Source organism: Halomonas sp. V046 (assembly GCF_052645355.1).
Genome location: NZ_JBQXYF010000009.1, coordinates 219,226 through 242,313 on the forward strand (window position 1 = coordinate 219,226; position 23,088 = coordinate 242,313).

Annotated in this window: 22 protein-coding genes and 1 tRNA gene; 8 read left to right on the forward strand and 15 right to left on the reverse strand. The window is 62.9% G+C overall.

The window, feature by feature from the left end; genetic code table 11:
- Positions 1 to 4: 4 nt before the first annotated feature.
- The 7 genes from ACUN9Y_RS14195 to ACUN9Y_RS14225 form a co-directional block, all read right to left on the reverse strand.
- Positions 5 to 868: a cytochrome c oxidase subunit 3 gene (locus ACUN9Y_RS14195; protein WP_445461366.1), complete on the reverse strand. Its 864-nt coding sequence runs from the start codon at positions 866 to 868 to the stop codon at positions 5 to 7.
- A gap of 70 nt (positions 869 to 938) precedes the next feature.
- Positions 939 to 1,526 (reverse strand): cytochrome c oxidase assembly protein, encoded by a 588-nt coding sequence (locus ACUN9Y_RS14200; RefSeq protein WP_445461367.1) that lies wholly within the window; start codon positions 1,524 to 1,526, stop codon positions 939 to 941.
- A gap of 76 nt (positions 1,527 to 1,602) precedes the next feature.
- Positions 1,603 to 3,234, reverse strand: a complete 1,632-nt coding sequence (ctaD, locus tag ACUN9Y_RS14205) for a cytochrome c oxidase subunit I (RefSeq protein ID WP_445461368.1) — start codon at positions 3,232 to 3,234, stop codon at positions 1,603 to 1,605.
- A 53-nt stretch (positions 3,235 to 3,287) separates the two neighbouring features.
- Entirely contained in the window at positions 3,288 to 4,406 is a 1,119-nt protein-coding gene (gene coxB, locus ACUN9Y_RS14210; protein ID WP_445461369.1) for a cytochrome c oxidase subunit II, read from the reverse strand.
- A gap of 114 nt (positions 4,407 to 4,520) precedes the next feature.
- Entirely contained in the window at positions 4,521 to 4,694 is a 174-nt protein-coding gene (locus ACUN9Y_RS14215; protein WP_445461370.1) for a DUF2970 domain-containing protein, read from the reverse strand.
- A 221-nt stretch (positions 4,695 to 4,915) separates the two neighbouring features.
- On the reverse strand, positions 4,916 to 5,644 hold the full coding sequence (locus ACUN9Y_RS14220; protein WP_445461371.1) for an LrgB family protein: 729 nt from the start codon (positions 5,642 to 5,644) through the stop codon (positions 4,916 to 4,918).
- The gene (locus ACUN9Y_RS14225) at positions 5,641 to 5,997 is read right to left on the reverse strand and encodes a CidA/LrgA family protein (protein WP_445461372.1); all 357 of its coding nucleotides are present in this window, start codon (positions 5,995 to 5,997) and stop codon (positions 5,641 to 5,643) included. Before ACUN9Y_RS14225 ends, ACUN9Y_RS14220 begins: the two co-directional genes overlap by 4 nt.
- Before the next feature lie 210 nt (positions 5,998 to 6,207).
- Here ACUN9Y_RS14225 and ACUN9Y_RS14230 point away from each other — a divergent pair.
- Positions 6,208 to 6,284 (forward strand) — tRNA-Pro (locus ACUN9Y_RS14230).
- Positions 6,285 to 6,598: 314 nt separating this feature from the next.
- Here the strand turns inward: ACUN9Y_RS14230 and gdhA are convergent.
- Positions 6,599 to 7,951, reverse strand: coding sequence for an NADP-specific glutamate dehydrogenase (gene gdhA, locus ACUN9Y_RS14235; protein WP_445461373.1), 1,353 nt, complete (start codon positions 7,949 to 7,951; stop codon positions 6,599 to 6,601).
- Between the two features lie 1,294 nt (positions 7,952 to 9,245).
- Here gdhA and ACUN9Y_RS14240 point away from each other — a divergent pair.
- Both ACUN9Y_RS14240 and ACUN9Y_RS14245 read left to right on the forward strand, forming a co-directional pair.
- Positions 9,246 to 9,425: a hypothetical protein gene (locus tag ACUN9Y_RS14240; protein WP_445461374.1), complete on the forward strand. Its 180-nt coding sequence runs from the start codon at positions 9,246 to 9,248 to the stop codon at positions 9,423 to 9,425.
- Between the two features lie 170 nt (positions 9,426 to 9,595).
- Entirely contained in the window at positions 9,596 to 10,027 is a 432-nt protein-coding gene (locus ACUN9Y_RS14245) for a DUF7282 domain-containing protein (RefSeq protein ID WP_445461375.1), read from the forward strand.
- Positions 10,028 to 10,067: 40 nt separating this feature from the next.
- Here the strand turns inward: ACUN9Y_RS14245 and ACUN9Y_RS14250 are convergent, their stop codons facing one another.
- The 6 genes from ACUN9Y_RS14250 to ACUN9Y_RS14275 form a co-directional block, all read right to left on the reverse strand.
- Entirely contained in the window at positions 10,068 to 10,976 is a 909-nt protein-coding gene (locus ACUN9Y_RS14250; RefSeq protein WP_445461376.1) for an SDR family oxidoreductase, read from the reverse strand.
- A 160-nt stretch (positions 10,977 to 11,136) separates the two neighbouring features.
- Positions 11,137 to 11,910, reverse strand: coding sequence for a TenA family transcriptional regulator (locus ACUN9Y_RS14255; RefSeq protein ID WP_445461377.1), 774 nt, complete (start codon positions 11,908 to 11,910; stop codon positions 11,137 to 11,139).
- The gene (locus tag ACUN9Y_RS14260; RefSeq protein ID WP_445461378.1) at positions 11,907 to 13,553 is read right to left on the reverse strand and encodes an AMP-binding protein; all 1,647 of its coding nucleotides are present in this window, start codon (positions 13,551 to 13,553) and stop codon (positions 11,907 to 11,909) included. Before ACUN9Y_RS14260 ends, ACUN9Y_RS14255 begins: the two co-directional genes overlap by 4 nt.
- Positions 13,550 to 14,248 carry a thermostable hemolysin gene (locus ACUN9Y_RS14265; RefSeq protein WP_445461379.1) on the reverse strand — a complete coding sequence of 233 codons (699 nt, stop codon included), beginning with the start codon at positions 14,246 to 14,248 and terminating at the stop codon, positions 13,550 to 13,552. Before ACUN9Y_RS14265 ends, ACUN9Y_RS14260 begins: the two co-directional genes overlap by 4 nt.
- 177 nt (positions 14,249 to 14,425) lie before the next feature.
- Positions 14,426 to 15,592 carry a DUF2955 domain-containing protein gene (locus tag ACUN9Y_RS14270; protein ID WP_445461380.1) on the reverse strand — a complete coding sequence of 389 codons (1,167 nt, stop codon included), beginning with the start codon at positions 15,590 to 15,592 and terminating at the stop codon, positions 14,426 to 14,428.
- Positions 15,582 to 16,643 carry an HlyD family secretion protein gene (locus ACUN9Y_RS14275; protein WP_445461381.1) on the reverse strand — a complete coding sequence of 354 codons (1,062 nt, stop codon included), beginning with the start codon at positions 16,641 to 16,643 and terminating at the stop codon, positions 15,582 to 15,584. Before ACUN9Y_RS14275 ends, ACUN9Y_RS14270 begins: the two co-directional genes overlap by 11 nt.
- Positions 16,644 to 16,851: 208 nt before the next feature.
- On the opposite strand from ACUN9Y_RS14275, the gene ACUN9Y_RS14280 reads away from it, so the two are divergent.
- From ACUN9Y_RS14280 to ACUN9Y_RS14300, 5 genes are all read left to right on the forward strand, one after another.
- Positions 16,852 to 18,459, forward strand: coding sequence for a glucan biosynthesis protein (locus ACUN9Y_RS14280; RefSeq protein WP_445461382.1), 1,608 nt, complete (start codon positions 16,852 to 16,854; stop codon positions 18,457 to 18,459).
- 391 nt (positions 18,460 to 18,850) lie between these two features.
- Positions 18,851 to 19,873 (forward strand): TRAP transporter substrate-binding protein, encoded by a 1,023-nt coding sequence (locus tag ACUN9Y_RS14285; protein ID WP_445461383.1) that lies wholly within the window; start codon positions 18,851 to 18,853, stop codon positions 19,871 to 19,873.
- 9 nt (positions 19,874 to 19,882) lie between these two features.
- Positions 19,883 to 20,380 carry a TRAP transporter small permease gene (locus tag ACUN9Y_RS14290; protein ID WP_445461409.1) on the forward strand — a complete coding sequence of 166 codons (498 nt, stop codon included), beginning with the start codon at positions 19,883 to 19,885 and terminating at the stop codon, positions 20,378 to 20,380.
- Positions 20,377 to 21,639, forward strand: a complete 1,263-nt coding sequence (locus tag ACUN9Y_RS14295; protein WP_445461384.1) for a TRAP transporter large permease — start codon at positions 20,377 to 20,379, stop codon at positions 21,637 to 21,639. Before ACUN9Y_RS14290 ends, ACUN9Y_RS14295 begins: the two co-directional genes overlap by 4 nt.
- Before the next feature lie 97 nt (positions 21,640 to 21,736).
- Positions 21,737 to 21,937, forward strand: a complete 201-nt coding sequence (locus ACUN9Y_RS14300) for a hypothetical protein (RefSeq protein ID WP_445461385.1) — start codon at positions 21,737 to 21,739, stop codon at positions 21,935 to 21,937.
- Positions 21,938 to 21,964: 27 nt separating this feature from the next.
- Here the strand turns inward: ACUN9Y_RS14300 and ACUN9Y_RS14305 are convergent, their stop codons facing one another.
- Positions 21,965 to 23,005, reverse strand: coding sequence for a LacI family DNA-binding transcriptional regulator (locus ACUN9Y_RS14305; RefSeq protein WP_445461386.1), 1,041 nt, complete (start codon positions 23,003 to 23,005; stop codon positions 21,965 to 21,967).
- Between the last annotated feature and the right edge of the window lie 83 nt (positions 23,006 to 23,088).

Genomic DNA, 23,088 nt, shown 5'->3' on the forward strand with positions numbered 1-23,088 from the left:
TTGCTCAGAACACATATACGAAGATGAAGAGCCCGAGCCAGACCACGTCGACGAAATGCCAGTACCAGGCTGCCGCCTCGAAGCCGAAGTGATTCTCGGCACCGAAGTGGCCTCGCCGCACCCGCATCAGCATGCTCGCCAGAATGATCGTGCCGATGATGACGTGCAGGCCATGAAACCCCGTCAGCATGAAGAAGGTAGACCCGTAGATGCCGGCTTGCAGGGTCAGGCCCATCTGGTGGTAGGCCTCGTAGTACTCGACCGCCTGAACAGTGATGAAGCACACCCCGAGCAGCACCGTGCCAAACAGCCAATTGTGAGCCGTGCGCCGCTCGCCGTCCTTGAGCGCCTCATGGGCCACCGTAAGCGTGATGCTCGACGATACGAGCAGCAGTGTATTGACCAACGGCAGCTGCCACGGGCTCAGGGTGTGCTCAGGCCCCGAAATCGCCGGATCCGGCGGGTTCATCAACGGCCAGCTAGCGGTGAAGTCTGGCCACAGCAAGGCCGCGACACCTTTGGCACCTTCGCCGTCGAGCCACGGCAATGCCAGGTTGCGCACGTAGAACAATGCACCGAAGAAGGCACCGAAAAACATCACCTCTGAGAAGATGAACCAGGCCATGCCCCAGCGAAACGAACGATCCATCTGGGCGTCATAGAGCCCCTGCATGGACTCCTTGATCACGTCGCGAAACCACAACGCCATGACCACCAGGATGCCAACCAGCCCGACCAGCATGATCAGCGAACCGATCGACCCGTGCACCATCCAGGTGCCGGTTCCCACCATCATCGTGCCCATGGCCAATGAGCCAAGAATGGGCCACCGGCTGGTCGCCGGAACGTAGTAGCTGCCGCCGCTCATGCATCACCTCCTGGAAATCCCGTGGCCAGCACGAAGGGTCGTGGGTTTCGGAAACAATGGTTGTCAGCGTTCATGCACCGCCTCCAGAGGACAGCGCACCATCGCCTGAGGCGCTCTCCCCGGCGTCCTGAGGGTAGAGCGTATAGACCAGGGTCACGGTCTTGATCTCCTCAGGAAGCTCCCGCGTCAGCTGGAAGACCAACGGTGCCTCGAAACTCTCGCCTGGGCCGAGGCGTTGATTCTCGAAGCAGAAACAGGCCAGCTTGCGCAGGTGCAGGGACGCTTGTGAGGGGCTCACGCTGGGCACGGCACGGGCAACGCTGGGGTGACTGCTGAGATTGGTGAAGGTGAAGTACACCTCGGTGCTCTGCCCCGGATGGACCCTCACCTGCCTGATATCGGATTCCAGCTGCCAGGGCAGCCCCGCGCTGGATCGGGTGATGAATTGCATGGTCACGGTTCGCGACACATCCGCATCCTGGGCAACCAGCGACTGGGCGGTGTCTGTGGTCTTGCCATTCAACCCCGTCACCTGACAGAAGACGTCATAAAGGGGCACCAGGGCGAAGGCAAAACCAAACATCCCGGCCAGCACCACCAGGGTCTTGACCACGGTGCGCCGCACTTGAGGCTGTCTATCATCCGCTAGCGTTGCCATGCGTCCCAAGCTCCTTCCCGAACTCGACTCCACCGTTTACGCCGCCATTCGTGTCTTTCACCGACGCCGGCGCCGGTCAGTCATGTTTCAAGGGCCGGTACTGCGGCGGGTGCTCGAAGGTGTGCAACGGAGCCGGACTCGGCACGGTCCACTCGAGATCCTCGCCACCATCCCAGGCCTTCGCCGGGGCCGGCCGCCCCCCGCGAACACACATCACCACGATGACCACAAACAGAAGCTGCGAGGCGCCGAACATGAAGGCACCGATGCTCGAGACCATGTTGAAATCGGCAAACTGCAGCGAGTAGTCGGGGATCCGACGCGGCATCCCGGCCAGCCCCGCAAAATGCATCGGGAAGAAGGTCAGATTGACGCCGACGATCGACAGCCAGAAATGCCACTGCGACAAGCGATGATGGGGATAGTGCCCGGTCCACTTCGGCAACCAGTAGTAGACCGCCGCCATGATCGAGAAGATGGCTCCTGGTACCAGTACATAATGGAAATGCGCGACCACAAAGTAGGTGTCATGGTACTGAAAGTCTGCCGGCGCGATGGCCAGCATCAAGCCTGAAAAGCCACCTATCGAGAACAGCACCACGAAGGCCAGCGCAAACAACATCGCAGGCTCGAAGGTGATCGAGCCTCGAAACAGGGTGGTAATCCAGTTGAACACCTTCACCCCGGTAGGCACCGCGATCAGCATGGTGCTGTACATGAAGAACAGCTCCGCCACCAGGGGCAGCCCAACCGCGAACATATGGTGGGCCCACACCAGAAACGACAGGATGGCGATCGATGCGGTGGCGTAGACCATGGAGGCATAGCCGAACAAACGCTTGCGGGCGAAGGTCGGGATAATCACCGAGACGATGCCGAAGGCCGGCAGGATCATGATGTAGACCTCGGGATGACCGAAGAACCAGAACAGGTGCTGGAACATTACCGGGTCGCCGCCGCCGCCTGCATTGAAGAAGCTGGTGCCGAAATTAATGTCCATCAGCATCATCGTCACCACACCGGCCAGCACCGGCATGACCGCAATCAGCAAGAAAGCGGTGATCAACCAGGTCCACACGAACAGCGTCATATCCATCAGACGCATACCCGGCGCACGCAGGTTAAGGATGGTGGCGATAATGTTGATCGCCCCGAGGATCGAGCTGATGCCCGCGATATGCAGTGACAAGATGAAATAGGTCGTCGAAGGCGGCGCATAGGTGGTGGACAGGGGGGCATAGAAGGTCCAGCCGAAATTGGGTGCGCCACCCGGCATGATCAGCGTCGACAGCAACAGCGCGAACGCCACCGGCAGCAGCCAGAAACTGAAGTTATTGAGCCGCGGCAGGGCCATGTCCGGCGCCCCAATCTGCAGCGGCACCATCCAGTTTGCCAGGCCGACAAATGCCGGCATGACGGCCCCGAAGACCATGATCAAGCCGTGCATCGTCGTCATCTGATTGAAGAACTCGGGCTGGACCAGCTGCAGCCCGGGCTGAAACAGCTCCGCCCTCACCACCAGCGCAAAGATCCCGCCGATAAAGAACATGGTCAGCGAGAAGATCAGGTAGAGCGTGCCGATCTCCTTGTGATTGGTGGTCAACACCCAGCGCATCAACCCCCGGGGCCGGTCATGATGCACCTCGGCAGAGCCGGCGGTGTCCGTATCGCCATATTCCAGACGGTGCTTGGGAGGCAGTGTCGCCATCGCCAGGATCTCCTTGGTTGTCGGCCCAGCGAACTGGGCGCCGACGCAGGGCCTTACTCGGCCAACTGCGCCGCGATGTCGGAGGGTTGCACGATATCGCCGGTATCATTGCCCCAGGCGTTACGCTCGTAGGTGATCACAGCGGCGATTTCGACCGGGTTCAAGGTGGTCCGGAACGCCGGCATCGCCGTACCGGAGACCCCGTTGACCACCGTGTCCGTGTGGCGCTCGGGCTCATCCAGCAGCGCCTGGTTGCCCGCCAGCGCCGGGAAGGCGGGCGGCAGCCCCTCGCCCTCAACCTGGTGGCAAGAGGCACAGATGGAGCCATACACCGCCTCGCCACGCTCCATCAGTTCCGCCATGGCCCACTCCCGGTCCGCCCCCATCGCCTCCGCGGCCGCGGCCTCCTTGCGTTCGGCCATCCAGCTATCGAACTCCTCCTGCTCCACCGCTTCGACCACCACCGGCATGAAGCCATGATCCTTGCCACACAGCTCCGCGCACTGACCGCGATAGACGCCAGGCTCGTTGATACGCACCCAGTTCTCATTGACGAAGCCGGGAATGGCATCCTGTTTGACGGCCAGATCCGGCACCCACCACGAGTGAATGACATCGTCTGACGTCATCAGCAAACGCACCTTCTTGCCCACCGGCAGGACCAGCGGCTGATCCACCTCGAGCAGGTAGTTCTCGCCCTTGTCCGCCGCCCCACTGATCTGTTCTCTTGGCGTCCCGAGGTTAGACGTGAAGTCCACGTCTTCGCCCAGATAGGAATAGTGCCAACGCCACTGCTGCCCGGTAATCATCACATCGAGATCGGCGTTAGAGGCGTCGTACATAGACTTGAGAGTGGCCGTGGCCGGCACTGCCATGGCGACGAGAATCAGCAGAGGGATCGCCGTCCAGATGACCTCGACGGTGGTGTGTTCATGAAAGGTGGCAGAGGTCGGGCTGCGGGAACGACGGTAGCGGAACAGCGAATAGAACATGGCACCGAAGACCACGACCCCGATCACCACGCAGATCCAGAAAATCGTCATATGCAGCGAGTACACCTCGCTGCTGATGTCAGTGACCCCGACCGGCATGTTCCATTCTGCCGCCTGGAGCTGACCCGCGAGACCCATCAACATCCATCCTGCAGTCATCCATACGTGCCGCTGGCGCATCGATGCCTCCTGGAGCTTTTTGTTGTAGTAGTAGTCACTACTGGATCGAGTATAGAAGAGCGGCGCGATTCGACACGGTCGTTATCCAGACGCAACCAACGCAACACACACGCATTACCCGGCTGCCATCATGGCGATGGCAACCAGCAGAACCACCAGAATGATACCCATGAGAATACCCACCAGGATGAAACTGGCGGGCTTACCGGAGGTGAAGTCTTCCTGGCGCTGCGACTCCCGCTGCACGCCAAAAAAAGCCGCGAGCACTGACTTGACGGTCTTCCACATGACTGCCTCCGGCGTCGTCCCTTACGCCTGACCATAGCTCAGGCCCGCGCAGCCTGCCCGGCGTCTACGACCAAGGTCAGGGCCAAAAGTGAATAAAACGCCGTCATCAGGGTGCCGGGTGTCAGGGTAAGCTCAAGCGCGGTTGACCCCGTCGGCACCTTTTCACAAAGGCCGCTATCCGACATCAAATCAGGGCGCAAAAGGCTCCGTTCAGACTCGGTTCAGAGACCGAAAAGTGCCACGATCAACGGCAACAGGAAGGCCGTGACGAGGCCAGTCAGACCCATCGCGAGCCCGGAGAAGGCTCCCGCCATGGCGCCCAGCTTGGCGAAGGACTGAGCGGTGCCGAAACCATGGGCAGCCAGTCCCATGGTAAAGCCCTGGACGACCGGGTCGGCCACACCGACTAACCGAAAGACAATCGGCCCGAGTGCGCAACCGATGGAACCTGTGATCAGTACCAGGCCCGCCGCCAGCGATGGGATACCGCCGATCATCTCTGCGATCCCCATGGCGATGGGCGACGTCACCGACCGCGGCGCCAGGGTCAGTACCGTCTCGGGGCTGGCGCCCAGCACCATCGCCAGACCCAGGGTCGATGCCACCGCGGTAACGATGCCAGCAAGGCAGGCCACCGTGATGGGCACCAACAGTTGCCGCACCCGTTCCCGGTGGTCATACAGGGGGATCGCCAGCGCCACCGTCGCCGGCCCGAGCAGGAAGTGGATGAACTGCGCGCCCTCGAAATAGGTCGGGTAGTCGATCCCGGTGAGCAGCAGAAATGCTATCAGCAGGACGATCGACAGCGTGACGGTATGAAACAGCGGGGTGCCACCGAGCCACTTGTTGATACGAACCGCCAAGGCAAAGGCGAGCAAGGTCACCAGCAGTGACAGCAGCGGATTCCCCGACAGATAGACCCATAGCTCATCCAGCGACCCGGCCTTCATGACCGCCCTCCTCGGCGCTGCACCATCCAGTTCATGACCCAGGCGGTGACGGCCAGGGTGACTGCGGTGGACACGATCAGCGTCACCACGATGGCAATCAGGTCGTTCTGAATCAGCCGGGCATGCACCATCAGGCCGACACCCGCCGGTACAAACAGCAAGGTGAGGTAACGCAGCAGCCCTTCGCCCGTAGTGCGCAGGCTCGACGGCACCTTGCCACGCACGCCCAACGCACATAACAGAATCACCATGCCAATCACCGGCCCGGGGATCGGCAGCGTCAGGGTACGAGCCAGCAACTCTCCGACGAACTGACAGGCCAGCAACATGCTCATGCCGACAATCAAAGGCATCGCGAGGTCCTCTCGTAACGATCAAATGATGGTGTCTATAGTGTGTCAGACTGCGCTCCGCCTGGGCAGAGCCGAGTTGCTGCAATGCAAAAAAGACCAAGCGCTTGAAATAAAAGCGCAAACAGGGCTTTTCATTTTCAAACGAACGCGCTAGTATACGCCTCGTTCTCAGGCAACTGGCCAAGCGCCAGCGCCGTTGGAGAACCCAGTCGGAGCGTGGCGCAGCTTGGTAGCGCGTTGCAATGGGGTTGCAAAGGTCGCAGGTTCGAATCCTGTCGCTCCGACCACTGGATACCAAGAGAAACCGCCACTTACGGGTCATGCCGAGTGGCGGTTTTTCGTTGTATTCTCTCCTCCCCAGCCTTGGTTTCCATACAGATTCCAAGCGTCACCAAACCGACCCCGCACCGACATTCCGGGTTCGGGTACTTCCGGGAGCCCAGCCACCCTTATCAGAACTTTCTCGAATTCCGACAGAGCACATTCTGGCCCCCTGTACGTCACCCTGAATCCAAACACCGGCTCAGAGGGTTACACTCGATATCTGCGCCCAGGGGTCAGGAGTCCTTTATCGGGCTACCTTCAGAGCGACAAGAGATCGTCAGTACACGCCTTGCTCGATCATGGCATCGGCTACCTTGCGAAAACCCGCGATATTGGCTCCTACAACAAGGTTATGCGGCTGACCAAACTCCTCGGCCGTATGTGCGCAGCGCTGATGAATATCCGCCATGATACTTTGAAGTTTGACGTCCACCTTCTCCAGACTCCATTGCTGCATGCTGCTGTTCTGAGCCATTTCTAGCTGACTTGTCGCTACTCCTCCGGCATTGGCGGCTTTGCCAGGACCATAGGCGATTCTAGCTTCCAGCACACGCTCTACGGCACCGGCAGTAGAGGCCATATTGGACCCTTCACTGATGCAGAAGACGCCATTCTGGAGCAAAGCGACAGCATCCACTTCAGTCAGCTCATTCTGGGTCGCACAAGGAAAGGCTAGCTGGGCTTCAAAGTGCCACACAGCGTGGCCACCCTCGGGATAGTTCTGAGCATCGACATAGGTCGCTTGCGGATGATGCTCTACATACTCGCGTAGCGATCCTCGCCGAACTTCTTTCAGCAACTTGAGCGTTTTTAGGTTGATCCCCTGCAGGTCATGAATCGTACCCTGGGAATCTGAACAGGTAATGGGAACTGCACCCAGGTCGTACAGCTTTTCGATCGTGTAGATGGCCACATTGCCAGCTCCCGAGACCAGACAAGTCTTGCCCGCGATCTCCTCACCGCGTGCTTTCAGCATGTTCTGGGCAAAGTAGACAGCACCATATCCGGTGGCTTCCTTGCGGCCCAGGGAGCCACCCCAGTCCAGCCCTTTTCCCGTTAGCACACCTTCATAGCGACCCGTCATTCTCTTGTACTGACCAAACAGGTAACCGATCTCGCGGCCACCGACGCCGATGTCTCCCGCTGGCACGTCAACCGTCGGACCGATGTGCCGATACAGCTCTGTCATGAACGCCTGGCAGAAGCGCATGATCTCGCCATCAGACTTGCCCTTGGGGTCGAAGTTGGAGCCGCCCTTTCCCCCACCAATCGGCAGTCCGGTCAGAGCGTTCTTGAAAACCTGCTCGAAGCCAAGGAACTTGATGATGCTGGCATTCACACTAGGATGGAAACGCAGCCCACCCTTATAAGGCCCCAGCGCAGAATTGAACTGAATCCGGTAACCCTTGTTGACCTGAACCTTGCCATGATCGTCAACCCAGCTAACACGAAACATGATCTGTCGCTCTGGTTCAACGATTCGCTCAACAATGCTGTGCTCATGATACCGGGGATTGAGGTCGAGCAGCGGTCGCAGCGAGTCGAGCACCTCTTCGGTAGCTTGATAGAACTCGGTCTGAGCCGGGCTACTCTGCTGCAATTGAGCCAAGGTGTCATGAAGGTAAGGCATGGGTGAACATACTCCGCGTGATCGAAAACAGTGCACAAAAAGACATTGCGCACCATTATGCAGCGCCGGCATTCCATATGCGAAGCCGTCATGGGGACAAACCAATCAGGACGTGCCTTGAAGACATGTCGATCGACGCAGGTCACACGCTTTCGATTTGCGTAGTGAACCACGTCACCCACACCAACCATCCTATTGATATTAAAGTATTTGTCTTCTATTTGAGTCCAAAATCACAGGAGCCGATGAAGAGCGAAAGCTGTTAGACAAGCTTTCTCGCCATGCCTTTACCAGCACGCCCACGAGGTCAACCGCGCCCGGGCGGCCCAACCCGCGCACGAATGGCCTTACCGTTGTTGAACACCGGCACCACCCCGCTGACCTCGCGCTCGTCGCGCTTTTGCTCCGACTCCCCCCGACGATCCAGACGGTGTCGGTGGAGTGCACACCGTAACGCTAATTTGAATGAGCATCGCTGCCGGGCCTGGCGCAATCTGTACGCCATTGCGCAGACGGGCCGATATCGATGGCCTATCCTCTAGATCAGCGAGGCCAAGCCATGGTCTCCAAAGAGAATTCAGCTCATGGCGTAACGGAGGCAGACATCATGAATAGAATCATCTATATCGTCGGCGCCGTGGTGATCGTACTGGTCATCCTGTCTTTTCTGGGACTTCGCTAGGCCAGCCCATTGGCGGGCCCGTAACGCAAGCGACCGTCTGAAGGCGTCATTCCACTCGCCGCAGGCCCCCATCATCAGGAGGATGCGGGGCGAGTAAGCCAAGGTTCCGGGAGCTCTGGTTGCACAAGCTCTGGCTGCACAAGCCATGGTGGCGCAACCAGGGATCCGGAACCATGCCCCCCGGTGGGAAACCAAGGCATACCCGACGCTGTCGCCACTCTGACGTGACGGCCCATGCCCTGCGGCAATACCACGCAGTTATCCCACGCAGGTATCCCACGCAGGTATTCCACGCCGCTATCCGACACAGGCATCCCACACAGGCATCCCAAGCAGTTACCCGACGCCAGAACCGCCACACCAGCCGCATCGTTCGCCGGTTCCCCGGACCTGCGCCACTCCGGCGGGCCGGCGCCTTGTGCTGAACAACCTCATGGCTCGCCCCGCTATACCCAACAAAACGCTCGGCCGTTTCGCACCCGCGATGACCATTTCAGCCGTTGGCGCCCAGCACGGCTCTGACGGCCGGCGATGATCGAACGCCAATGCGCGCAACCCGGACTAAGCTAGAACCACGGCATAGGCTGCCGGGCCGATCACGGGAGAAACGCCATGACGACTGCTCGATACCAGGTGCGTTCCGTGCTGACGGACCCCGACGGCAAGCTGACCGATTACTGGCAGGTCGTCGACACCCATCTCGATGACGACGTCGTCGCCTCATACCACGACTGCGAGTCGGCCGATAACCAGGCTCAACGCTTGAATGAGCAGGACGTCGACCAGAAATAACCACCAGCGAGTCGTCAACACCCTGCGCGCGCCCTTCCACGCCGTCGCCCGGTCACCAGCGAAAAAAATTGCGCCACGCTGCATCCAACCATTCACCTGTCGCGTAACCCAGTTGACGCCCATCGCAGGCACCTTCGCCAGAGGTGGGCTTTGATAGCCAGGAGAGAATGATGATGAAGCAACACCTTGCAAGCGCACTGGTATCCGCCTCTCTGCTCGCCGCTGCCTCGATGGCCCAGGCAGAGATGCACGGCGATATGTCCCCTGGGGTCTGGGCCGATGATCAATCTGTCGCTGGCGGCACGGTGTCGGCAGAGAAAGTCGTGGCAGACAGCAACGGCTGGCTCGTCATCCACCGCACCGACGACACCCAGAAGCCTGGCCCGGTGGTGGGTCATGCCCCGCTCAAGGAAGGTGAGAACATGGATGTCGCCGCGATCCTGACCGAAGACGTCAGTGCCGGCGATCAGCTGATGCTGATGGTCCACGGCGAAGCGGGCGGGACACAGACAGGCATCTTCGAATACACCCTCGGTGCCCAGGAAGATGGGCCAATCAAGATCGATGACAAGCTGGTGATGACCACGGTCACCGCCCAGTAAGTCCCACGGTGCCTTGGCGGTCCTCGTCAAGGCACCGTTGTCATTTCCCCGCCTCGGACACCTCCGCGCCTACCCCTGGCAGAGCGGCGGCGCCCTTCTCGGCGCCCTTCTCGACGACCGCCGCGCCCGCGCCCCCCAGATATCGCTGCATGACCGAGACCTTGCGCCCCAGGGCCCGATCGATCAGCGCAGGGCACCAGCTGTTAAGGGTCGCGAAGACCCGCTCCGGGCGCCCCATGAGATGCTGTCTTCGCCCACTGCCGAGCAGCTCCAGCACTGCAAGCGCGACATCGTCAGGATCGTCGATGGCGTTGCCCAACGCCTGGTTCATGGCTTGCACGTTCGCAGCGTTCATTGGCGTTCGTGTCGCCCGCGGCGCCAGGTACTGCACCCGCACCGAGGTACCCGCGTACTCCCGCCTCAGCGCCTCGGAAAAACCACGCAGGCCAAACTTGGCAGCACAGTAGGCGGCGTACCCGGGATGGCCGATGTGGCCGAGCATGGAGCCCACGTTGATGACCCGCGCCCGGCCCGTTTCACGCAGCGCGGGCAACATGGCCTGAGTGACCAACATGGTCGCAGCGAGATTGACCGACACTAGACGTTCCACGACGTCAGCTGCCTGGCTCTCGAACCAGGCGACGTCATTGATACCGGCCAGGTTGATCAGCACGTTGGGGCGCGCATCGCACGGCAGCTGCTCGATACTCCGCCGCAGTCGGGCGCGGCCGTCGGCATCGGCGATGTCGTGGACCGCGACAGTGATCCGCGTTCGCTGATCAGGGGAGAGCCGCGAAATCACATCATCCAACTTTTCGCGCCGACGCCCCACCAGCCACAGAGGCACCGCGCTCTCGGCCAGGCGCAGGACCAGCGCCTGACCTATGCCGCCATAGGCCCCCGTGATCATTGCGCGCCACTGCTTGCCTGCATCATCCGCTGCTGCCATGTCCTTTCCTCTCTCCGATCGCAGTGCTTCTGCCCGACCACTGTGCTTCTGCCGCCACCCCCGGGCTAAGGGCTGGCCCACCATCCGCGACTCGGGCATCGCTAGCGCGGCATGCCCGCCCCGGACGCGAATCGCCGGCGTTCCTTCAGGGTCGCGTGTTTCAGTGGCTGGGGCCGATTTCCATGGCCCGGTCCGTCCATGCCGACGCGTCGGCCAACGCGGCATCAAGAACCTCGGCGTACAGCCGGTAGAACGCCCGCGCGGCGTGAACGATATGGGCTTGCTCCCGGGGGCAGTCGATGGTGTTCATCAGCTTTGCGAAGAACGCCATATGGGAGACATCCAGTTCGCCGTGTGAGAACAGATAATGGAAGGCACCGTCATCCAACTCCAGGCTATCCCGAATGGCGATACCGGCCTGAGTGGCGGCGTGGGTACTGGTCCCTTCGAGCACCAGCACCATGCCAAACATGCACAGCGGATGGCGACGAGCGATGGCGTCGTAGGCATAGGCAACCATCATCTCGGTGGCGTGGAGCGGCAAGCGCCTCGACGCTGCCTCGCGCGCCACCCCCAGCGCCTCCAGGTCGTCGAGAATCCAATGCTCATGGCCCTTTTCCTCATCGATGTACTCGGCGATGGCGCGGCGCAGCCCTTCGCGAAACACAAACTCCGGCGCCGACAGCTGAGCACCACAAGCCATCAGCAACGACAGGGTATGACGCACGTGGTGGTAGGCCTGGGCGAGAAACGCGCGATATTCGCTGAGGTCGAGCTCTCCAGCCAGGGCGCGCCGAATCAACGGGCGAGCCATGAGGTGGTCACGCTCGCTTGCCGTCGCCGCGAGCAATTCCTCATGGAAGTCCCTTCCCGAAGCGCTATCCTCAGGGCTATTCGTCGTGGCGTGAAGTGCGGTGGAACCGTGGATTGTCATGGCACATCTCCCATTCCAGGGTAAGAGACAGACGCGGTCGGGCATCGAAGATCGCCGCTGGCAGCACCCGCTGGCGGGAACGTCTCGGCGGCAAGCTCTGCCATCAAGCCACCGTGGTGAAGTGAGATCATGTCGCGGCGCAGGCGTCCATTGGCGGTCACTTCATCACTGAATGTGGTCAGTGGCTCCCCGGCCACGCTATCGACGCCTGGCGTCAATATCCGCCAGCCCCGCAGTCGGGCGTAGTCGGGCAGACGGCGACCGAGACAAGCCAGTGCCTGGGTTAGCCGCGCCGCATCACCGGCGAGTTCGTCCTTTAGCGTCAACAATGCCAGCGGCCCGGGCAGCCCATCACCGAAGACGACTGCCCGAGACACCCCAGGCAGCATCGATAGTTCGGACTCAAGCCACTCCGGAGACAGGTTGCGGCCACTATCGAGAATGAGCACATCGCGGCTGCGCCCTTCGATACGCCAACCACCGTTCACATGAAAGCTGCCAAGATCACCACTCGGCCAGGCCTTGGCGGTATCCTCCTTGTCGGCGCCGAGATAGCCAAGCATGCGCCGGCCATGAATGTGGATCTCGCCCTGGTCGTCGCGTTCGAGCGCAAGCCCTGCCAAGGGCCGCCCGACCGCGCCGTTCTGCTCCTCCTCTGGGCGGGTCAGGCAGACCACGGACCCCAACTCGGAGAGCCCGTAGCCTTGCGCCACGGGAAGGCCACAATTCACGGCGTCAGCCAGTAGCGCCTTGGGCACATGGCCACCCCCGACGGCGACCAGCACGAGGCCCTGGCGCCAGGCGCTGCAGCATTGCGGTAAATCGGGCCCCATCTTCGAGGCAATCGCGACCAGGGCTCGCAGCAGCCCTGGCACCAGAATCAGACTCTGCGGTCGCCGCCATTGCAGCCACGCCTTCCAACACAAGACATCCAGATCGCCACTGCCCTGCATGCCGACCCGGTCACCGCCGTCGATCACCACCTCGCGCCCCTGCCACAATGCCAACAGCACGCCAGCAAGATTCTCGAGCAGTATCGCCAACGGCAACACCACGCCATGCCGCCCTAGCGCGATACCGGCCAGGCGCTCATCGAGCCCGTCCAACACCGATTCCAGGTGGTCGAGGGAGAGGCACACGCCTTTGGGTGCGCCGGTGGTTCCCGAGGTAAAGGTCACCAGCGCCGTGCCGACAGGCAAGGCCGCAACGTCACCATCACGCCGCCAAAGGCGCAACGTGTCCTCGACCCCCAATTCGTGAAAGTCCTGAGCGTGGTCAGCGCCAAGATAGTCGGCAAGCTCCCGGCTATCGTCGCCGATGACGCCATCGAGCCGGGTCGTATCGAGCAAGTGTGTCAGCTGCTGTGCGCTGAAGAATGTCGGCACCGGCGTCACCGCAATGCCGGCTCGCCAGGCGCCCAGCTGGGCGATAATCCACCGCGGGCAATTGCTGCCGAGAAGCCCAAGGTGTGCCACGCCACTGCGCGAAAGACGCCCAGCCTGGGCCTCGATGGCCTGCCAGAGTTGAGCCGCCGACCACTCCTGCTCATCGCAGAACAAGCCACGCCCCAATAGCAGGCGGCGGCCCGGGTCCTCACTAGCCAGATCTTCCAGTCGACGCAGTAAACGGGAGCCATGGGTCATGTCTCCACCTCCGCGCGGCCACCACCCGCGGCCGCCGGCCGCCTTGAAGCAAGGCGCGGCGCCCTCGCCAACAACCGGGCGCCGAGCGGCGTCTCGCGCAGCCGGGTCGCCTCGCGACAGGGACGGATTGCAACGACCCGTGGGTCGCTGCGGTAATAGGTGCCCCAGTCGGCCCCATCTCTCAACCGCGAGCGCTGGGCGATGGCCAGCTCCGTCATGTCGATTCCCAGCTTGCCAAGGCCATTGCGCACGTCTCGTGAAGCGGTCACCACCAACCACTCGATACCTAGCGACTCGAGCACCAGTACCAGCGATAGCATCAGCCGACGCCCCGCCCCAGGCGAGCCGCCCGCCAGGGCGCCGACTTCCATGATGCGAGAGGGATCAGGACACTCGGCGGCGAGTCCGGACTCGACCAACGCGTTTCCGGCGGGCATGCCCAGGTAGTCGTCGACCACCAGCGGCATCTGGTCACCGCGGCGCAACCCCACCACGGCCTGCAAGGCGCCATCGAGCGATGACAGCGCCAGCAACCGAGGATACTGCACCCGGATCACGGCACGGTGACGAAACAGGTAGCGGTTCTCGATGAAGGCGCAGGCCTCATCGCGACGACCGCGAGGGACCCAGGAGAGGTGCCAGCGCGGGACGCCAGCCTCGGGGGGTGCCTGGCCGCATGGAACGCGAGCCGACATCGACACTGACTCGACGCGACAGCGACGCCTGACAGGGGAAACGCTTGAGCAACAGGGCAAGGTGGGATTCACGTGACAGCCTCGGCGTGTCCGAACAATTCCCATAGCCTAGAGCCGATTTCTTAGCATCGTCTTACGCTTTCGGCGTCGACTCCCGTCTCGCGCTAGTCTGTCGCGCTAGTCCGTCGCACGAGTCGGTGCCCAGGCATTCAGCAAGCGGTGCAGCACCGCCATGACAACAAGCGTCGCCATCAGTGCCACGCACATCGAGCTGAACCGATAAAACGCATCGTAGACAAGATCCTGGTTTGGTCCGAGGTACTGACCGAACAGAATGCCCAGAGTGGTAAGGCCGCCGAAGCCGATGCCAGAGCCTGCGCCTTCGATTACATGCTCGCGGGCAAACAGCAAAAGACCGATCAAATAGCTGGAAACCACCAGCATCAGATGATCGCTCTGGGTGGACAGAATCAGCTGCAGGACTAAGGCCAGGTTGCACCCCAGCAAGGTACCGATCGCCCGGCGCTGAGCGGACGCCCTGGCGCCGTGATAGCCAAGCGCAAACAAGATCAGAATGGTAGCCATCTGTGCCGATAAAGAGTCCCGCAGATCCAGCGACTGAAACACCGCGAAGGACAGGGTCGCGGTAATCGCGCCCATCAATGTCTGATGACGCTGCAAGGACAGCGACTTCGGCTGCGGCTGCGGGCGAGGTCGCGGCGCTACGTCGGGAAAGATCGCATGCATCAGGTAGGCAATGCCCACCGCCAGGACGCTTGCGACCACGTTACTGGTCAACAGATCGAAGAGATCGAGTGTCGGATAGCTGGCAAAGTGCAACATGATGCTGAGGGTCAGCACCCCATTGGCACCAAACAGGAACCAGGGACCCTTGGCCATCAGACGAAAGCGTCCGTAAAACATCGCAAATGCCAGCACCGTCATCACCGCGGGCAGGTGCTGCGTCAGGCCAACCACCAGGCTGATCTCTACCACGTTCAGGCAGGCGTTACCCAGGAACTGGCGCACGACATGGGCGTTGAGGACCGGCACCATACCGAGCAGAAACATCGGAAAGACGGTGAAGAAGACGCCGTAGTTCCAGCCCATCAATTGGCTGACCACGAAGCCGATCAGCGCGCCGAAGGTAATGCGCAACGACTGCCGGTAGTCGTTGGCGGAGAACCGGACAGGCGACGCTCCCACCGCGAGCCTGCGCTTGGCCCGACGCCGCAGCAACCCCACCAGGCCATGACTCGACGAGGCCGGGGTAGCGCCGACAACCGCCGCCGGCCCCGTCGCCTCAGTAGACGTCGCCTCAGTAGACGTCGCCTCAGTAGACATAGTGCAGCCAGGACATCAGACGAATCTGCACCGCGGCGAATGGATGGGCCAGCGGGTGCTCGCCGGGGAGCAGCTGTACCGTCGCCCGAGAGCCGCTCGCCGGCGCCCCTTCCGGGGCCTCGACAAGACGCAGATGCAGCCGCAGGCGCTGCGCGTCCCTGACCCAACGATCGGTCGTCGGAATGTCGGCCAGGCGCCCATCGGCGACCTGCTGGCCATCACGCACGCCGGCGTCGCGGGACTCGACGCGCGCCTTGAATACGCGCCCCGGCAAGGCATCGAAGACCACGCGGGCGTCATCGCCGGCCTGCACCTTGCGCAGGCTCTTCTCACGGAAGTCCGCCACCAGATCCAGGCGTTGATTGACCATCGCCATCACCGGCGTGCCTTTGCCGACGTAGCTTCCTTCTTCCAACTGAAGATTGGTCACGGTCCCGGCCTGGTCTGCCCTGACCACCGTGTAGCCAAGGTTGAGACGCGCCTGTTCGACGGCGTTGCGGGCCTGGCGCAGGCGCAGGTTAGCCGAGCCGACGTCACCGAGGTCGAGCTCCAGGCGACGCACTTCGGCTTCCGCCGCGCTCACCGCCGCCTCCGCTTCTCTGTCCCCGGCGACCAGGCCATCGAGCCGCTGGCGCGAGATGCTCCCCTGGGTGATCAAGCGCTCCGCCCGCCGACGCTCCTGGCCACTTTCCTCGGCTCGTGCTCGAGCCGCCTGAACATCCGCCCGGGCCGACTCGAGCTCCGCCGCCAACAAGGCATTGTCACGGCGGGCGGCTTCCTCGGCGAGCCTGGCCCGTTCCAGGGCAAGCTCGAAGGGATCCGGATCGATGCGAAACAGCACGTCACCTGCCGCGACGTTCTGGTGATCTGAAACGGCCACCTCGACGACCGGACCACTGATCCGCGGCGCCACCTGGGTGACGGGGCGCATCACCCGGGCCTGCGGCGTGAGGGGCATGTAGGTATCGGCGACGACGAAATAGGCGAATAGCAGACAAAAGGCAGCGATGGCTCCGCGCACCCAGAGCGCGAAGCGCTGATCTGGCGTCATGAAGTGACTTCCTCGTTGAATACGGCGGCGCGGGCCCGACGAGCACCGGCCAAAAGACGGCGGATCCTAACAGTTAATTAGCATGATAACAATGTTCGTGATCAAGGTCTGTCCGTATCGCCGGGGAACCTGTGCTCAAACGGGCGGTCCATCCCTTAGCCTCGGCTCCAGGAGCTGACCCAACGCCACCACCACAAGGACGATGGAGATGCAACGACGGGACTTCCTCAAGGCCGCGACGGTGCTCGCCGGTACCGCACTACCCCTTGGACCACTGATGGCCGCGGTGGACCACCGGGTCTCGACCACCGGCCAACGCGAAAATTTCGACTACGCCTGGCTCAAGGGCCTGGCCCAGCACTTGTCGCAGCAACCCCACCAGGACCACGAGGGTGAGTTACCCCCGCAGCTGAGTGAGCTCTCCTGGGATCAGTACCAATCCATCGGTTTTCGCGCCGACCATGCCCTGTGGAGCGAGACCAAGGCGCCCTTCCAGGCCCAGACCTTCCACCTGGGCCGCGGTTTCACCACCCCGGTGCGGCTGTTCCTGGTGAACGCTGGCCAGGCCCAGGAAATCGCCTATGATCCCGCGATGTTCACCTTCGGTGATTCCGGCGTCGATACCGACGCCCTGTCCGAGCGCCTCGGCTTCGCCGGGTTCCGCCTGCATCACCACGACGACTGGCAGCGAGACATCGCCTCCTTCCTCGGCGCCAGCTACTTCCGCGCGGTCAGCAGTTCGATGCAGTACGGCATGTCGGCCCGCGGGCTCGCGATCGGCACTGCGTCCCCGGACGGTGAGGAGTTCCCGGACTTCACGCGGTTCTGGCTCGAGCAGCCCGATGGCGAAGACGCGGTCATCGTCCATGCGCTGCTGGAGTCTCCCAGCACCACCGGCGCCTATCGCTTCGTCATCACGCGCAACGTGGAAGGGGTGGTCATGGACATCGACGCCACCCTCTATCCGCGCGAAACCATCACGACGCTTGGCATCGCGCCGCTGACCAGCATGTACCTGGTGGGGGAGAACGACCGTGACGTCGACTACGACTGGCGCCCGGAGATCCACGACTCCGACGGTCTCGCACTGCACACCGGCGACGGCGAATGGCTGTGGCGCCCCCTGGCCAACCCGCCCGCCCTGCGCTACAACGCCTACGCCGACCAATCGCCGAAAGGATTCGGCCTGGTTCAGCGCGACCATGACTTTGCGCACTACCAGGATGATGGCGTCTTCTATGATCGCCGACCCAGCGTCTGGATCGAGCCTCGAGGCGATTGGGGCAAGGGCAGCGTCGATCTGGTCGAGATCCCGGCCCAGGACGAGACCTTCGACAACATCGTCGCCTACTGGCGCCCCGAGGCCCCGGCCGAGCCAGGCGACGAGCTGCGCTACGGCTACCGGCTGACCTGGTACCCGCTGCCGCCCTCCCAGCCGGAGCTTGCGCGCTGTGTCGCGACCCGCACCGGCCTCGGTGGCGTCGTCGGCCAGAAACGCGAGTATTACAGCCGCCGCTTCGCCATCGATTTTCGCGGTGGCGCCTTCCCCCTCGAAGACGGCGACGAGCGCAAGATCGCGCCGGTCATCGAGGCCAGCCGTGGCGAGATCGAGATCACATCCGCTCGACCGCTGGATGCCATCCAGGGCTACCGGGCCATGTTCGATCTGGTGCCACCCGATGACAGTACCGACCCGATCTCACTGCGCCTGTACTTGAGCGATGAAGAAGGGACGCCGCTGACAGAGACCTGGATCTATCAGTGGACACCGCCCCCCGCCGATGACCGAGAGCTGCACAACCCAAGCCATCTCTAGTCGGTACCATCGCCCTGCCTTCGCCGCCAGCCCCGCGCTGGCGGCCTGCGTTGACCGCCAGGTCAGCCCCCCAGGCGATGTCTGTGGCCTCAAGGAGCCCGCCTAACCCATTCGCCTGCCCCCTGCGGCTCTTCACTGCACCGGCCCACTGCACCTGTCCGCTGCACCTGTCCGCTACGGCTATTCAATACACCTGTCCTCTGCCCCCGTTCGCTGCGGCTCCATGGTACGGATCTCGTCCCCGGGGCCCCGCAGCGACGCTCGATCAACCGAGACGCCGCCGAATTGACCCCACTACGCACCATCCGGCATGATCGCCAGGCGGTCACAAGGTCTGACCAAACCAACGACTATAAAAGCCAACTCGCTGAACACCGAAGGAAAACCCCACATGAAGACTGCCATCTTCCCCGCTCCCAAGGGGCTCTCCCTGTCCACCTTGACGGCCGCCATCGCCCTCGCGCTCAGCGCCACCCCGGCGCTCGCCGATGGCTTCGAGGGCATGGACCCCGTCACTCTGCGCCTGGCCCATGTGGTCAACGAGCAGGACGGTTTCCACATCGCCGCGACCAAGTTCGAGGAGCTGGTCGAGGCGCGCAGCGACGGCAAGGTCGACATCGAGATCTTCCCCAACGCCACGCTGGGCGATGAGCGCACTTTGCTAGAAGGCATGCAGATCGGCACCGTCGACATGGGCGTCATCACCAACGGCCCGGTCGCCAACTTCGTCGAGGAGATGGCGGTCTTCGAACTGCCCTTCCTGTTCTCTTCCCCGGACGAGGCCTACTCGGTGCTCGACGGCCCCATCGGCCAGGAGCTGCTGGACAAGCTGGCCGACGTCAATCTCAAGGGCCTGGCCTATGCCGAGCGCGGGTTTCGCAACCTGACCAACTCCCAACACCCGGTGAAAACCCCGGAGGATATCGACGGCCTGCGCATCCGCGTCATGGAGAACCCGGTCTACGTCGACACCTTCCGCGAGCTTGGCGCCAACGCCGTGCCCATGGCCTGGACCGAGGCACTGACGGCGATGCAGCAGGGCACCATCGACGGCCAGGAAAACCCGGTCAATGTCATCCACTCGTTCAAGCTCGACGAGACCCAGAAGTACATGACCCTGTCGCGGCATACCTACGCCCCGGCGATCTTCGTCATGGGCATGCCCGCGTGGCAGAAGCTGCCCGAGGCGGCCCAGGACGTGATCGAGACCGCCGCCCACGAGGCCGCGCAGTACGAGCGCGAGCAGAATGCCGCCATGCAGTCAGAGCAGCTGGCCGAGCTCGCGGAGGCCGGCATGGAAATCGAGGAGTCGCCCGATATCGCCGCCTTCCAGGACGCCGTGGCGCCGGTCTACGAGACCTACGGCGAGCAGTTCGGTGACTACCTGCCGCGCATTCAGGAGGCGCTGAAGTAAGTGTTGACCCTGCTCGAACGCCTTGAGCAGGGACTCGACGCCGTGACACGCCCCGTGGTGTTTATCGCCATGGCCGCGTTGATCGGCGTCATTTCCCTGCAGATCGTCTCCCGCGTGGCCTTCACCGCCGTCGGCTGGACCGAGGAAGTCGCGCGCTTTCTGCTGATCTGGATTACCTTCCTGGCCGCGACTCTGGCCTATCGCGGCGGGCGCCATATCGCGGTGACCTTCGTCATCGACACCCTGCCCGGCCGCAGCGGCAGCGCGGCGCGGACCCTCGCTCACCTGGTGGCGCTGGCCTTTCTCCTCGCGCTGGTGGTCATCGGCTACCGCTACATGCAGATGCAGAGCTTCCAGAAATCCGCCTCCCTGCGACTGTCCATGACCTGGGTCTACGCGGTCATTCCGCTCACCGCCGCGCTGATGAGCTGGACCACCCTGGTGGCGCTGCTGCACGAGCTCGTGCACGGGCGCCCCTGGCGCCAGCACGGGGAGGACGGCTCATGACCCTGATTCTGTTTGTCGGCTTCTTCGCCTTCATGCTGCTTGGCGTGCCCATCGCACTGGCGATCGGCGCCAGCACCATGCTCGCACTCGCCACTCAAGGCACGCCGCTGCTGGTCGTCACTCAGCAGATGTTTCAGGGCATCAACACCTTCGCCCTGGTCGCGGTGCCGATGTTCATCCTCACCGGCGACATCATGGCCCAGGGATCGGTGAGCAAGAAGCTGGTCGACTTCGCCGATAGCCTGTTCGGCTTTCTCAAGGGCGGCCTGTCGGTGGTCTCGGTGCTGGCCGGCATGTTCTTCGCCGCGATTTCCGGCTCCGGGGCGGCGACCACCGCCGCGGTCGGCTCGAGCCTGGTGCCCGAGCTCAAACGCAAGGGCTATGATCCGGCGTCGGCGGCCAGTCTGATCGCGGCCAGTGGCACCATCGGCGTCGTGATCCCCCCCTCGGTGCCGATGATCATCTACGCCGTCATCGCCCAGGAGTCCGTCTCCACGCTGTTCCTGCAGGGGTTTTTGCCGGGGCTTGCCATGGGGCTCGGGCTGACCGCGATCGCCATCGTCCAGGCCTATCGCCGCCGGTACCCCCACGGCAGCCCGCTGTCGCTGGCCACCATCTGGCGCACCCTGAAGGCGGCCAGCTGGGGGCTGATGACACCGGTCATCATCCTCGGCGGCATCTTTTCGGGGGTCTTCACGCCGAGTGAGGCCGCCGTCGTCGCGGTGGTCTACGCCCTGATCGTGTCGCTGGTCGTCTACCGCGACCTGACGCCCAGGGACGTCTATCGGGTGATGATCCGCTCGGCGATCACCACCTCGGTGATCATGCTGGTGATCGCCACCTCCGCGGTGCTGAGCTGGACCCTGTCCAGCGCCCAGGTACCGGCACAGATCGCCGAATCGGTGCTGTCGCTGTCCAGCGACCCGTACGTGATCATGCTGCTGGTGGTCGCCGTGATCCTGGCCACCGGCGTGTTCATCGAGACCGCCAGTGCGCTGATCATCCTGACGCCGGTGCTATTGCCGCTGGTCACGCAGCTCGGCATCGACCCGGTCCATTTTGGGCTGATCATCGTGGTCGGGCTCGCCATCGGCATGATCACGCCACCGGTCGCGATCAACCTCTACGTCGCCTCATCGGTGACCCAGCTACCGCTCGAGCGCATCACCAAGGCGATAGTGCCCTATCTGCTGGGCCTCGTCGGCGTGCTATTGCTGGTCGTCTATCTGCCCATGTGGCTCGGCATCTCCGGAAGCTGACACCAGGCCCTCACTCGCGCTGGCGTCGCTACTCGCAACCTGCGAGCATCGGCGCCAGCCCACTGGCACATCGTGCAAATTCACCAAGGAGGTCTGCATGTCCAATACCGCCCGGCGTCTCGCCCTGCCGACGCTACTTGCCGTCACCCTGCTCTCCGGTTGCACCACCTACACCTGGGACGATGGCCGCAAGGAAACCGTCTGGGGCGTACCCGCCGAAGACGCAACCAAGACCGAGCAGGAGCGCCAGGCCGAGGGCGTCAAGTACCGCGTGCCCGGTGAATTTCCCGATCAATGAGTGACGCTTGTTTTACCAGCACCCACCTCAGGTGCTGTCCCCCTCCACCAGGGTGAAGCCGATGTCCCGGCGTGGCCGCTCGGGGTCGCCCCCGGCCAGGCGCGCCAGGAGGAGTTCGGCGGCCTGGGTGCCCATCTCGGCCCGCGGCACCGCCAGCGTCGTCAGCCGTGGCGTCAGATGCTCGGCGATGGACAGCCCCAGATAGCCACCGATGGCGACTTCCCCCGGCACGGCGACCCCCTGGCGGTTGGCCTCGAGCAGAGCGCCGGCGGCGAGAATATCGTTGGAGCAGTGAAGCGCGTCGGGTCGTGGTGACATCGCCATCACCTCCTTAAGCGCCTGGGCGCCCACCGCATAGGAGGCCGGCTCGGCGTATTCCAGTACCCAACTGGCGTCGAACCCGGCCTGTTCGAGTGCGCTCTGGTGCCCTTGCATCCGCTGGCGGCCGCGGTAATCGCGATCGAGATTCGACCCGACGAAGGCGATGCGCCGATAGCCCCGCGCCATCAAATGGGTGGCCATGGCGCGCCCGAGGCTATCGCCATCGACGCCGACGTTCATGTCGATGACGGACTCGCCGTACTCCATGATCTCGACCACCGGCCTGCCCCAACCCTTGAGCCGCGACACCACTCGCGGGCGGTGACGCAGCCCCGTCAGGATCACCCCGGAGGGCGAATAGCCCAGCACCGTATCGACCAGATCCGCCTCGCGATCCAGGTCCCAGTCGGTCGAGGCCAACAGCATCTGGTAACCGGCGCTCTCGAGCCGCTGGCCGATCGCATGGATCACCTCGATAAAGGTCAGAATGGACAGCGACGGCACGATGACGGGAATGACCTTGGTACCCGCGGCGGCGAGCCCTCCGGCGATCAAGTTCGGCACGTACCCGAGCGCCTCCACCGCCTCCTCGACCCGCGCCCTGACCTTAGGCGATACGCGATCCGGCGAATTCAATGCCCGTGACACCGTGATCGGTGCCACCCCAGCGGCCTTGGCCACATCGGCCAACGTCACTCTGCCCTGCCCGCGGTGGCGCTTGCGCGAGCGGCTATCCGTCTTGTCCATGGCGCCCTTCCTGAAGTCGTGATCCTGTCACCTGCAGTGTACCCCAATACCAAAGTAGTGGTAGCGCTACCATCAAAATGGTA

Bases quoted from the DNA above. Each gene is read 5' to 3' on its own strand.
- ACUN9Y_RS14195 (WP_445461366.1), bottom strand. From the start codon at position 868: ATGAGCGGCGGCAGCTACTACGTTCCGGCGACCAGCCGGTGGCCCATT.
- ACUN9Y_RS14200 (WP_445461367.1), bottom strand. From the start codon at position 1,526: ATGGCAACGCTAGCGGATGATAGACAGCCTCAAGTGCGGCGCACCGTG.
- ctaD (WP_445461368.1), bottom strand. From the start codon at position 3,234: ATGGCGACACTGCCTCCCAAGCACCGTCTGGAATATGGCGATACGGAC.
- coxB (WP_445461369.1), bottom strand. From the start codon at position 4,406: ATGCGCCAGCGGCACGTATGGATGACTGCAGGATGGATGTTGATGGGT.
- ACUN9Y_RS14215 (WP_445461370.1), bottom strand. From the start codon at position 4,694: ATGTGGAAGACCGTCAAGTCAGTGCTCGCGGCTTTTTTTGGCGTGCAG.
- ACUN9Y_RS14220 (WP_445461371.1), bottom strand. From the start codon at position 5,644: ATGAAGGCCGGGTCGCTGGATGAGCTATGGGTCTATCTGTCGGGGAAT.
- ACUN9Y_RS14225 (WP_445461372.1), bottom strand. From the start codon at position 5,997: ATGCCTTTGATTGTCGGCATGAGCATGTTGCTGGCCTGTCAGTTCGTC.
- gdhA (WP_445461373.1), bottom strand. From the start codon at position 7,951: ATGCCTTACCTTCATGACACCTTGGCTCAATTGCAGCAGAGTAGCCCG.
- ACUN9Y_RS14240 (WP_445461374.1), top strand. From the start codon at position 9,246: ATGACGACTGCTCGATACCAGGTGCGTTCCGTGCTGACGGACCCCGAC.
- ACUN9Y_RS14245 (WP_445461375.1), top strand. From the start codon at position 9,596: ATGATGAAGCAACACCTTGCAAGCGCACTGGTATCCGCCTCTCTGCTC.
- ACUN9Y_RS14250 (WP_445461376.1), bottom strand. From the start codon at position 10,976: ATGGCAGCAGCGGATGATGCAGGCAAGCAGTGGCGCGCAATGATCACG.
- ACUN9Y_RS14255 (WP_445461377.1), bottom strand. From the start codon at position 11,910: ATGACAATCCACGGTTCCACCGCACTTCACGCCACGACGAATAGCCCT.
- ACUN9Y_RS14260 (WP_445461378.1), bottom strand. From the start codon at position 13,553: ATGACCCATGGCTCCCGTTTACTGCGTCGACTGGAAGATCTGGCTAGT.
- ACUN9Y_RS14265 (WP_445461379.1), bottom strand. From the start codon at position 14,248: ATGTCGGCTCGCGTTCCATGCGGCCAGGCACCCCCCGAGGCTGGCGTC.
- ACUN9Y_RS14270 (WP_445461380.1), bottom strand. From the start codon at position 15,592: ATGTCTACTGAGGCGACGTCTACTGAGGCGACGTCTACTGAGGCGACG.
- ACUN9Y_RS14275 (WP_445461381.1), bottom strand. From the start codon at position 16,643: ATGACGCCAGATCAGCGCTTCGCGCTCTGGGTGCGCGGAGCCATCGCT.
- ACUN9Y_RS14280 (WP_445461382.1), top strand. From the start codon at position 16,852: ATGCAACGACGGGACTTCCTCAAGGCCGCGACGGTGCTCGCCGGTACC.
- ACUN9Y_RS14285 (WP_445461383.1), top strand. From the start codon at position 18,851: ATGAAGACTGCCATCTTCCCCGCTCCCAAGGGGCTCTCCCTGTCCACC.
- ACUN9Y_RS14295 (WP_445461384.1), top strand. From the start codon at position 20,377: ATGACCCTGATTCTGTTTGTCGGCTTCTTCGCCTTCATGCTGCTTGGC.
- ACUN9Y_RS14300 (WP_445461385.1), top strand. From the start codon at position 21,737: ATGTCCAATACCGCCCGGCGTCTCGCCCTGCCGACGCTACTTGCCGTC.
- ACUN9Y_RS14305 (WP_445461386.1), bottom strand. From the start codon at position 23,005: ATGGACAAGACGGATAGCCGCTCGCGCAAGCGCCACCGCGGGCAGGGC.